Origin of the sequence: Pelagibius sp., assembly GCF_965249265.1 — a bacterium.
Classification (GTDB): Bacteria; Pseudomonadota; Alphaproteobacteria; order Kiloniellales; family Kiloniellaceae; genus Pelagibius.
The window spans coordinates 4363593-4374795 of record NZ_OZ252224.1; the positions used below are offsets into that span (position 1 = coordinate 4363593).

Below are 11203 nucleotides of genomic sequence, written 5' to 3' on the forward strand. Positions count from 1 at the left end.
CCAATGACCCAAATCATATCTCCACCCGCCAGGGAACGACGCGCTGAAGCCCTCCGACCCGAGGTCAGGCCATCACCCGTTCCAGGCGCTCCTTGCGGCGCTGCCAGTCCGGCATGACCTTTCCGAGGAGGTCGAAGAAGGCGGCGCCGTGGTGGGGTTCTTCGATGTGGCAGAGTTCGTGGGTGATGACGTAGTCGATAGCGTCAGTGGGTGCTTGGATGAGGCGGCGGTTCAGCAGGAGACGTGATGAGGGGGACATGGAGCCCCAGCGTTGCTCCAGCTGGCGGACGATCAGGCCCTTGGGGCGAAAGGCTTCCGGATCCGGGAACCTGGCCAGGCTGACCTCCAGGCGTTCCCTAAACTTTATCGAGGCCCTCTCCCGATACCAATCTGCCACCAACTCGCGGGTAACAGCCGGCCGGCGCGGCTTGTGGCTCTGGACCACGATGAAGCCGCGGATAAGCTTCACGTTGGCCTGAACGTGCGGGACCACCTTCAGGCGGTACTGGCGGCCGAGATAGAGATGGGTTTCCCCGGCAACGAAAGAGCGCTCGGGGGTGCGCGGCATGAACTGAATGAAATAGCCCTGCTGGCGCCGCACCCATGCCGCCCGCTTCCGCACCCTCTCGGCGATCACCTCCAAGGACACATCATGAGGAGCCGCCACGACTACGGAGGTGTCAGGCTCTACGGCGATCTCAAGGGTTTTGCGGTCACGCCGCACCACGGAGAATGCGATCACGTGCTCTCCATAGAGGACTTGGCCAGGCTCGCCGGTCATCCGGGAAACCTAGAGCGTTTCACGTTTTGACGGAAGCATATCCAGCGTTTTGGAAGTAGTTGGCGCATTCCTGTGCCTGGATGGTTGCGAGGAGCTGGCCGAGGTGGCGCCAGGTGTCATCGGTGCTTCGGCGTTGGGCAAGGCGCATCCAGTGTTTGATTTTGGCGAAGGCCTGCTCGATGGGGTTGAGGTCGGGCGAGTAGGGTGGCAGGAACCAGAGCCGTGCGCCGGCGGCCTTTATGGCGGCTCGGACGGCCTTGGATTTGTGGCTGCCGAGGTTGTCCATCACGACGATGTCGCCGGGCCTCAAGGTGGGCAGGAGTAGCTGGTCGACGTAGGCGCGAAATGCCTGGCCGTTGATCGGGCCGTCGAAGACGCAAGGAGCGGTCAGGCCATCGCACCTGAGGGCCGCCAGGAAGGTCATGGTGCGCCAACGGCCTTGCGGGGCAAAGCCGCGCAGGCGCTTGCCCTTTGGTCCCCAACCGCGCAGCGGCGCCATATTGGTCTTGATCCAGGTCTCATCGATGAAGACGAGGCGCTGGGGATCGAGCCGGCTCTGCCAGGACTTCCAGCGCCATCGCCGCCGGGCGATGTCGACGCGCGTCTGCTCAAGAGCGAACAGCGTTTTTTTTGAAGCGCAGTCCCTCGCGGCGCAGGAACAGCCAGACCGCATTGTGGGAGACCTTGACCCCGCGCGCGGCCAACTCGTCCTTCAAGCCGTGCAGGGTCAGGTGCGGGGTCTGCTCGATCCGTTCCACGATGAACGCCCGATGCGGCTCCAGAAGCCGACGACGGTGACCGCCAACCTTGCCTGGCGCAACGCTACCCGTCGCCCGATAGCGCTGATGCCACTTCACCACCGAATACACTGCCACACCGAACCTCTTGGCAACCACACGACAGCTCTCGCCTGCTTGCAGGGCCGCTATCGCGCGCTCACGAAGGTCATTCGAATAGGGTCGCGTCATGCATGCTGGCCTCCTACTCCAGTAGAAAGCTTGAATCACAAATCCGCGCCCCTGGGAACCCACATTCCGATTCAATCAATGCGTGAAACGCTCTAGCCCTCGCGAGCCCCATGATCTTCAACTCGAGATCATCCATCACTTCGATCGGCAATTCGATGTCCTTTTCGTCTCTCAGCACGTCGAAGAAGTAGTCGTCGATAGCATTGCGCATTTTGTTTTGCGCGATGTCGTTGGTCCAGACATCCACGATGTGATGTGCTTTGATGATGTCGATGACCTTCAGCGCGATATCCGCCGTCTCCTCAGAACTCGCCGGCTCCCCCTCCCGTGTCACGAGGGCCCCATCAAGGATACCGAAAAACGCCTGACCGTCGTCATTTCCCTTAATCGCCGCCGGCACCGAGCGCCCGTGGTCCCGACGTGCTATCTTGCCGGCCAGCTCGACGATACGGTTGAGGTATTCGCGCTCGGAGATCCGCCGCTCGCGATAACTGCGGATTGTCTCCTCCAGCATCTCCGAAAAGCGGCGATAGAAGGCCGGGTCTTCCTCCATCTTCTCGGTGATGACGCGCCGCGTCGCGCTGGCGATTCGGTCCGCCTTGGAGGCCTCGGATACGCCGGTTTCACCGACCACGGCCTTCAGGGCAGCCGAGTCGTTAACATTGACCAGTTCGATGATCGTCTCGGCCGGCATCGCCGTGACGTGATCATCGAGCAGTTTCTGGATCTTCGGCTCAAACTCCTTGATGTCAACGACTTCCTGATAGCGAAGCTGGACCGACCGGCGCAGCTCTGAGAACTGCTTCCAGGCCTTTTTGAAGGCATCGACCTTAGCCTCGCTATAGACGTCGAAGAGCTTGTCCGACGACAGCGCGATGTGAAGACAGCGGCTGAAAGCTCTGAGACGCTCGTAGAACTCCTGGCGTTTCGCCTCATCCGCCAGGAAGAGCTCGAATTGCTCCATGTCCTTCTTGTTGGCGACCTGTTTGAAGAGGTCCCAGAGCTGGTCATGCAGTTGTGGAAGTTTGCGGATCTCCTCGCGTACGTCGTGCACGGTACCCACCAGATCCTCGACCTCGAAGCCTTCAAAAGCACTGTATGTGGTCAACGCCCGATCCAGCTCCCCCAGCAAGCCCTCGTAGTCCAGGACAAAGCCGAACTGCTTATCCTGCCCCTCCTCCTGGAAGAGCCGATTCACGCGGGCAATCGCTTGGAGCAGGTTGTGCTCCTTCAGCTGCTTACAGATGTAGAACACCGTATTCCGCGGCGCGTCGAAGCCCGTCAGCAGCTTTGAAACCACAATCAGGATCGCCGGATCGCCGGAGCCTTTGAAGGCCTCTGTGATCTGGCGGTTGTACTCGTCCTCTGACTTGTACTGCGCCATCATCCTGGCCCAGAACTGGCGGACGAGGTCTTTGGACTCCTTGTCTACCTCCTCGTTGCCCTCGCGGTCACCCGGCGCCGACATGATAATCTCGCTGCTCACGTGGCCGATCTCGTCGAGCACTTCCTTGAAGCGGATCGCAGAAGCCTTGGACGGCGCGACCAGCTGCGCCTTGAACCCTGTCCCTTGCCAGTGCTGCCGGAAGTGCTCGGAGATGTCGAAGGTCTTGGCGCGGATGGCCTGACTGGTTTTCGCCAGCGCATCCATGCGTGAGAACTTCTGCTTCAGATCCGCCTTTTGCGCCTCGCTTAGGCCGGCACTGATCTTCTCGAACCAGGTGTCGATCGCCTTACCGGTGATCTGCTGCTCGACCAGCCGCCCCTCATAGAGCAACGGCACCACGGCATCATCGGCGATGGCCTCGTCGATTGTGTACTTGTGGATCAGCCCACCGAAGGTAGTCAGCGTGTTCTTTTCTTTTTTGAGGAGCGGCGTTCCCGTGAAGCCGAGATAGCAGGCCATCGGAAGAACCCGCCGCATCTTCAGGGCGAAGGTTCCATAGCCGCCGTGGCGCCCGGTCTGGGTGCGGTGGCTTTCGTCAACCAGAACAAAGATATCGGCGCTCTCGTCTTTAAGGTCACGCCCGCGCAGGGCAACGTCGAACTTGTTGATGATCGTCGTCACCAGCGGCGTCTTGTTCCGGATCAGTTCCGCCGTCTCGCCGCCTATCTCTTCCTGGAGCGCAACCCCGGCCAGTTCGTCGTGGTGCAGCGCCTGCTGGGCCACAAGTCGCTCAAGACCACCATGAGCTCCTATGCCGATTTCTCCGGCCAGGCCGCGGCAGAGCACTATGACGCCTTCCTTACTGGCGAACGCGAGCGGCTTGCCACCCTGCCGGTCAGGGCCAGACGCGAGAGGGCACGCCCATGACCAGAAAGAGCCTTCCCTTCAAAGCCCGGCCCGAGGCGGACCGCGCCGCCTGGACAGCAGCTCTGGCCGAGGGCGACATTTTCGATGGACGGGGGCCGGCGGCCCATTGGTCTGTCGGCAGCCGGCGCAGTATTGCCACCGGCTATGCCCGCTGGCTAGGCCATCTGAGGGACACGACGCCTGAGGCCCTGGTTCTGCCGCCGGCCGAGCGAGCGACGCGCCCACGCCTTCAGGCTTATGTCGACCATTTGCAGGCCTCTCTCGGCAGCGGCGGCGTCTTCAACGACGTCAAGCAGCTCTATGACGCCCTGCGCGTCATGGCGCCGGATCATGATTGGTCCTGGCTCAAAACCCTGGCCTGGCGGCTACACCAAAAGGTGACGCCCAAGGCCAAGCAGCACCGGATAGTAGCTGCAACACGCCTCCTGGACCTCGGCCTTAGGCTGATGGAAAGAGCTGACCTGGACAGCGCCGATCCCCACCACCATCAGGCCTTGCAATACCGCGACGGCCTCCGGATCGCCCTTCTCACCCTGCGGCCCTTGCGGCGGCGCACACTAGCCGCCATCACCCTCGGCGAAACCCTGGTTCCGACCGGAGACGGCTATGCGCTGGTCTTTGGGCCGCAGCACTGCAAGAACAAGCGGCCTCTGGAATTCCCCTGGCCGGAAGGGATCCTGCCGCAGCTTGAACACTACCTCGCGGCCGTGCGTCCCCGGTTCCCCGGTGCCGACAAACACCAAGGCCTCTGGGCCTCCTGCAAGCGCCTGCCGATGCGCGGAAGCGCTCTTTACAAGCAGGCCAGCAAGCGTACCGCTGCCGCCTTCGGCAAGCCGGTGAATCTGCATCTTTTCCGCGACATCGCCGCCACCGACCTCGCCCTGCGTGGCCCCGACGCCCTCGGGACCGCCCGCGACCTCCTCGGCCATGCCGACCTGCGCAGCCTGGACCGCCACTACCTTCAGGCAAGACAGGTCGAGGCCGGCCGGAACTATCATAAGGCGATGCTGGAGCTGCGTTCAGAATCGCCTTCCCGGCCTGCGATCAGAGCAAGGAGTTAGAACCATGCATTCCGTCGTCTATGCCCGCTATTCTTCCGACAACCAGCGCGACGCCTCGATTGAGGATCAGATCCGTCTCTGCCGCGCCTTCATTGCATCCAAGGGCTGGACCGACAGAGAGGTCTACAGCGACCGGGCCCTGAGTGGTACCTCGACCCTGCGCCCGGCCTATCAGCAGCTCCTCACCGACGCCCAGGCCGGGGCTTTCGAGGTCGTGGTGTCTGAGGCTCTGGACCGCCTCTCGCGCGATCAGGCCGATGTCGCCAGTCTGTTCAAGCAGCTTCAGTTTCTCGGCATCAAACTGGTCACCCTGGCCGAGGGTGAGATCAGCGAGCTTCATGTCGGCCTCAAGGGCACCATGAACGCGCTCTTCCTGAAGGATCTGGCTCAGAAAACTCGGCGCGGCCTCGAGGGCCGGGTCCGCCAGGGCAAGTCCGGCGGCAGCCTCTGCTACGGCTATAAGATTGTCCGCGCGGTGAACGCCGATGGTTCGCCTTTGCGGGGCGACCGCACAATCGAGCCGAACGAGGCCGCGATTATCCGGCGCATCTTCCAGGCCTTCGCCGCCGGGCGTTCGCCGGCATCCATTGACAAGGAGCTGAATGCCGAGCAGATCCCCGGGCCCCGCAGCAAAGCCTGGCGCGACACCGCGATCCGCGGTCACGCGACCCGGGGCACCGGTATTCTCAATAACGAGCTCTACATCGGCCGGCTGATCTGGAACCGCCAGCGCTACTTGAAGGACCCGGCGACCGGCAAGCGCCAGGCCCGGCTCAATCCGCCGGAGACCTGGATCGTCGAGGATGTCCCCGAGCTGCGCATCGTCGACGATGACCTTTGGCAACAGGCGAAAGACCGCCAACAGGTCATCGCAGCACAGCCGGCGGTGCAGAAAATCAAGGCGTCGGGCTTCTGGACCCGCCGACGCGCCCGGCACCTGCTGACGGGCCTGGTCTTCTGCGGTTCCTGCGGGGGACGTTTCGCCGCAGTGGGCCGCGACTACCTCGCCTGCTCGGCAGCCCGCAAGCTAGGCCAGTGTGACAACAAACGCGGCATCAAACGTCCTGACATGGAGGCGATCATCCTCGGCAGTTTGAGGGCCCGGCTGATGCAACCTGATCTCGTGAAGGAATTCATAGCCGCCTACCACGCGGAGGTGAACCAGGCACGCCATGGCATCGAGCAAGCCAGACGCGGCAAAGAGCGCGAACTGGCCAAGGTGAGCCAACAACTCGACGGCCTCGTTGCCGCAATTGCCGAGGGCCTGCGTGCGTCCAGCCTGCAGCAAAAGTTGAATGATCTGGAAGCCCGCAAGGAAATGCTGATAGGGGAGATCGCGGAAGTTCCACCGTCGGCGCCACGTCTGCACCCCAAGCTCGCCGAAGTCTATGCCCGCAAGGTTGAGGACCTCCACGCGGCGCTTGCTCAGCCGGAGGAACGCGAGGCGGCACTCAGCTGCCTGCGCAACCTCATCGAGCGGGTGGTAGTGACCTCGAAAGAGGACGGCCTGGAGATCGAGTTGGTGGGCGCGATCGCCCGGATGGTCGAGGTGGCCTTGGCTTCGGGCAACAGAAAAGCCGTCCTCGATGAGAGAACGGCTTGTTCGGTAAAGGTGGTTGCGGGGGCGCGCAACCGCCTCAAATTGACACCCCTGCTTGGTGGCTTGGCCGATTGGGTGGCAAAGCGATCTGCCATGCGCTGGTATGTACTTCCGTAGAAAGTCTTGGACAGGCTACCAACGATCAGCAGGAGCCTTTCCAAGCAGCGGCATTATGGCCCAAATCGATTCAACGGCACTTGGATCTCGGTGACGCTTCAGGTGAAACGGCCTTGTTGCTCACTGTCAGCTAGTATCAATGTCCGCTTTAGCAGGCTGCATCGCGGCATCGCTTTCACGGACGGAACGGTAGCTTTCGGTCGGCCCTGTAATGGAGATGATCGGCCAGCAAGCGGCGTGAAACAGAGCCGCTTGCTCGGCGATCATCGGAGTTTTGCAACAACCCGGCACTCCCCACCTGCGCTGCCTGAAAACCGCAGCTTGACATCTTTCTTTGTGTTTGGAATTATTATAGCAACGCTGTTACTTTAATCGGAACGCTAAAAATGTCATCAAACCAGTCCTTGATGCGCGGCCTTACCATTCTCGAGCTCCTAGATGAGGCAAGTGACCCGCTCGGCATACGCGATATCGCTCGTAAAATGGGAATCAGCGCGACCATCGTACAGCGGCTCGTGCATTCGCTGACCGAAGCGAACTTTGCGCGGAAAGACCCGCGCTCTCAGAAATACGTCATTGGCTATCGGGCCGTTGCGCTCGGCCGGTCCATGCTCACCGAAGAACGTCTGGTCGGGAGCGCCCTACCCGAACTGCGCGCGTTGGCCAGCGATCACCACCTGAACGCCTTCTTGAGCGTAATAGCGGGCGGGGAGTTGTTGTATGTGCTCGCCGAGCAGAGCGCAGGACCGATCGCGATCAAGAGCAAGCCTGGGGCGAAGGCGGCGTTTCACGCAACCGCCATGGGCAAGGCCCTGTTGTCCGGGCGGCCGGTCGATGAGATCGACGCCTTTTTGGGGCGGGAAGCACTTGAGCCGCTCACCGCAAGGACGATCACGGACCGCGATGCGCTCTACGCGGAATTGGCGCGCGCGGATCAGCAGGGTTACGCGCTAGCCTTTGGAGAGAACCTCGATGGCGTGACATCCGTTGCCGCGCGTATCCGAGACGGGGAAGGCGGTGTCATCGCCGCCACTAGCATTGCGTTTGCACCCAGCCTACAACCTACCGCACAGCTCGCCGATGTTGTTCGCCTGGTGACCGACGCGGCGGCGCGCATTTCCACCACGCTCGGCTGTCCCAAAGAAATGCTCGACCGGGTAACGCCCGTTTTGGAGACGCCCGATGTTGCTTAACGCGCCGCGCCTCAGACAGATTGCCCAAGAAGCACGTCTTGATGCGCTTATTGCGACCGCGCCTGAAAACGTCACCTACGCCAGCGGCTACTGGGCACTCTCGCAATGGATCCGGCGCGGCCCACAGACCTACGTCATATTGCCTACGGCCGATTTGTCTCGCGCCCGGGTGATCGCAGCGACCTCCCTGATCGATCTGTTGGCCGACCAGGATGTCTGGGTTGGCGATATTCAACGCTTCGGCTTCTTCCAGGCGGACCGCGCCAACTCGCTCACCGAGCCGCTCGACATCGCCCAAGCCCGCCTCTACGACCTAAAGGCCGATGCCAGTGCAATGGATGCGTTGAAGCGGGCGATAAGCGAGCTGGGGCTGGATACGGCTCGGGTCGGAATGGACGAACTCGGGCTCCTCCCGGGCGCTTGGGAAGACATACAAGAAAGCTTCCCGCAGGCCACCTTTTGCAAGGCCGCCGAGCACTTCCGCCGCATCCGCGCGGTAAAAACCGAGGAAGAGATTTCGCGGCTGAGGCAGGCCGCCCAGATCACTGAAAGGTCGATTGCGGCGGCCCTCGACGTGGCTTGCGACGGTGCAACCGAACGCGACTTGGCACGCGCCTTCCACGCGCAGACGGTGCTGGAGGACGCCACACCAGTGCTCGGCTGCATCGGCTTCGGCCCGCGTGGCGCCATGCCGAACGTACAGCCAAGCGGCCGCCCACTGGCCCGCAATGACGTGATCCGTTTTGACGTCGGCGGGCGGTATCAGCACTACCGCGCCGATATTGCCCGGAACGCCGTGCTCGGAGATCCTTGCACGCGGATGCGGACCTATCACGAGGCACTCCACACGGGCGTTGCTGAGGCGCTGGCGATGATCCGGCCCGGCGTTCGCGCATCAGACGTATTCGACACCGCGGTGCGGGCAGTGCGCGAAGCGGGCCTCACTGGCTACAAGCGTAGTCATGTGGGGCACGGTATAGGGATCGACGGCTACGACCTCCCGAGCCTAGCGCCTGACAGCTCCGACGTCATCGAAGAGGGCATGGTTCTCTGCGTTGAGACACCCTACTACGAGCTCGGCTGGTGCGGACTTCAAGTCGAAGACACGGTCGTTGTGCGCGCCGGCGGCATCGAGACCTTCATGACAACTGACGGTCGCCTGCAGGTACTGGCATGAGCGTGCCTGCTCCTCAGACCTTCGACCGTTCTGCGCTGATCCACGTTCATCCGCGCAAGGTGCGCCAGGCCGCGCGGAGGGGCGATCTGGACTACGTCACTCACGGGCTCGCGCGCGGGCATGTGCAGGCGAATCTCGCCATCCTGCCGCAAGACTATGCCTTTGAGTTTCTGCTCTTCTGCTTGCGCAACCCCAAGACCTGCCCCCTTGTCGAGGTGCTGGAGCCGGGTGAGGTGGAGTTCAAAACGGCCGCACCCGGATCGGACGTACGGACAGATCTGCCGAGTTACCGAATCTACCGCGAGGGCAGACTCGCTGAAGAACGGCCCGATATCACCAATCTCTGGCGCGACGATCATGTGGCGTTCCTCTTAGGCTGCAGCAACTCATTCGACGAGGTGCTGGAACGGCAGGGTATTCCGCAAAGGCATCTCGAAAAGTCCGACGGGCGCATCTCGGTCTATCGCTCGAGTATCCCGTGCGCGCCAGCCGGCCGGTTCCGCGGCCCAATGGTCGTGACCATGCGGCCTATTCCCGAAAGGGATGTGCCGCGGGTGACGGAGCTGTCGTCACGCTTCCCCATCGCCCATGGCGGTCCCGTTCACATTGGTGCACCGAAGAGCATCGGTATCGAGGATCTAAGCCAGGTTGACTGGGGCGCCTACAACCCGCTGCGGGAAAGCGAGGTCCCTGTCTACTGGGCCTGCGGAGTGACGCCTCAGGCTGTAGCGCTGGAAAGCGGCGTGCCCGAGATGATCACGCACGCGCCAGGGCACATGTTCGTCACCGACCTTCACATTGACGATCAGCGCAAAGGCTGACGCCATAACGGGGAGTTAAACATGAGAAGTATCTTGCTGACCATCGCCCTTGCAGGCTTTGCTTCGACTGCGTTGGCGGAGGAAATCAACCTACCCGGAGACCTGTCCTGGACGGCTTTCGGCACGACCTCGTCCGGCTATGCCCAGTCGGTGGGTATCGGTCAGATGCTCGATGCACGGTACGACGTCAGTTTGCGGATCATTCCCGGCAAGAACGATGTCGCGCGTATGATCCCTCTGAAGAACGGTCAGTCGGACATCTGTGCTTGCGGGATCGCCTCCTATTTCGCCCAGGAAGGCGTGATGATGTTTGCCGATCCGGACTGGGGGCCGCAGCGGCTCTATACACTGTTCAACAATGTCGGCACGAACGGTCAGACGGCCGCCATTGCCGCCGATGCCGGGGTCGAGGACATTGCGGACCTGCGCGGCAAGCGCGTGACATGGATCAAGGGTTCGCCCGCCAACAACACCAATATGACCGCGCTTCTGGCCTTCGGCGGCCTAACGTGGGACGATGTGGAGCGCGTCGAGGTGCCCGGCTGGCGGCAATCGATCGAAGCCGTTCTTAACGGACAGTCCGACGCCTCATGGGCCTCGACCATGACCGGCTCGCTCAGCCGCATCGCCGCGTCCCCGCGCGGTCTGATCTTCCCTGAACTGCCGCATGACGATAGCGAAGGCTGGGCGCGCGCTCAGCAAATCGCACCTTGGTTCTCTCCCACCGTCGTTGAAAGTTATGTCGAAGACTCAGGTGTCGATGGGCCCTATGAGGGTATGAACTATCCCTATCCCCTTTTCGTCGCCACGCCGAACATTTCCGAGAACACGGCCTACGGCCTGACCAAGGCCATCATGGAGAACTATGACGCCATCAAGGAAGCAGGCCCGAGCATGAACGGCTACGCCAAAAATCGGCAGATTCTGAGCTACATCTTCCCGGTCCACCCCGCCGCGATAGCCTACTATAAGGAAGCGGGGCTTTGGACCAAAGCCGACGAAGCACACAACGAGATGTTACTGAAGCGTCAGGACGTGTTGGCCAGCGCCTGGGAGCAGATGCGCGATTCCTCGCTGGACGACGACGCCTTCGCAGCCGAATGGTTGAAGGTCCGCGCTGCGGCCCTGTCTGAGGCCGGCCTTCCGATCGTCTTCAACTAGTCGGCTCAGG

At 62.0% G+C, this 11203-nt stretch carries 9 protein-coding genes; 6 read left to right on the plus strand and 3 right to left on the minus strand.

From position 1 onward, the window contains the following. Window positions 1-64 precede the first annotated feature (64 nt). The 3 genes from ACP146_RS20400 to ACP146_RS20410 form a co-directional block, all read right to left on the minus strand. Window positions 65-781, minus strand: a complete 717-nt coding sequence (locus ACP146_RS20400) for a M48 family metallopeptidase (protein WP_422368600.1) — start codon at window positions 779-781, stop codon at window positions 65-67. 19 nt (window positions 782-800) lie between these two features. Further along, window positions 801-1749, minus strand: a protein-coding gene (locus ACP146_RS20405; protein ID WP_422366280.1) for an IS630 family transposase whose coding sequence is annotated in 2 segments (ribosomal slippage) — window positions 801-1412 and window positions 1414-1749 — 948 coding nt in all. Because the reading frame shifts where the segments join, the coding sequence is not laid out codon by codon here. Between the two features lie 13 nt (window positions 1750-1762). Next, window positions 1763-3919, minus strand: a complete 2157-nt coding sequence (locus tag ACP146_RS20410; RefSeq protein WP_422368601.1) for a type I restriction endonuclease subunit R — start codon at window positions 3917-3919, stop codon at window positions 1763-1765. Window positions 3920-4059: 140 nt separating this feature from the next. On the opposite strand from ACP146_RS20410, the gene ACP146_RS20415 reads away from it, so the two are divergent. The 6 genes from ACP146_RS20415 to ACP146_RS20440 all read left to right on the plus strand — a co-directional run bounded on the left by ACP146_RS20415 (window position 4060) and on the right by ACP146_RS20440 (window position 11193). Further along, the gene (locus tag ACP146_RS20415; protein WP_422368602.1) at window positions 4060-5124 is read left to right on the plus strand and encodes a hypothetical protein; all 1065 of its coding nucleotides are present in this window, start codon (window positions 4060-4062) and stop codon (window positions 5122-5124) included. Between the two features lie 4 nt (window positions 5125-5128). Further along, on the plus strand, window positions 5129-6841 hold the full coding sequence (locus ACP146_RS20420; protein ID WP_422368603.1) for a recombinase family protein: 1713 nt from the start codon (window positions 5129-5131) through the stop codon (window positions 6839-6841). 386 nt (window positions 6842-7227) lie between these two features. Continuing rightward, on the plus strand, window positions 7228-8034 hold the full coding sequence (locus ACP146_RS20425; protein ID WP_422368604.1) for an IclR family transcriptional regulator: 807 nt from the start codon (window positions 7228-7230) through the stop codon (window positions 8032-8034). Further along, window positions 8024-9211: a M24 family metallopeptidase gene (locus tag ACP146_RS20430; RefSeq protein WP_422368605.1), complete on the plus strand. Its 1188-nt coding sequence runs from the start codon at window positions 8024-8026 to the stop codon at window positions 9209-9211. The genes ACP146_RS20425 and ACP146_RS20430 overlap by 11 nt, the downstream gene beginning before the upstream one ends. Beyond that, window positions 9208-10032, plus strand: a complete 825-nt coding sequence (locus ACP146_RS20435; protein WP_422368606.1) for a putative hydro-lyase — start codon at window positions 9208-9210, stop codon at window positions 10030-10032. Before ACP146_RS20430 ends, ACP146_RS20435 begins: the two co-directional genes overlap by 4 nt. Before the next feature lie 21 nt (window positions 10033-10053). Then, on the plus strand, window positions 10054-11193 hold the full coding sequence (locus ACP146_RS20440; RefSeq protein WP_422368607.1) for a TAXI family TRAP transporter solute-binding subunit: 1140 nt from the start codon (window positions 10054-10056) through the stop codon (window positions 11191-11193). The last annotated feature ends 10 nt before the right edge of the window (window positions 11194-11203 follow it).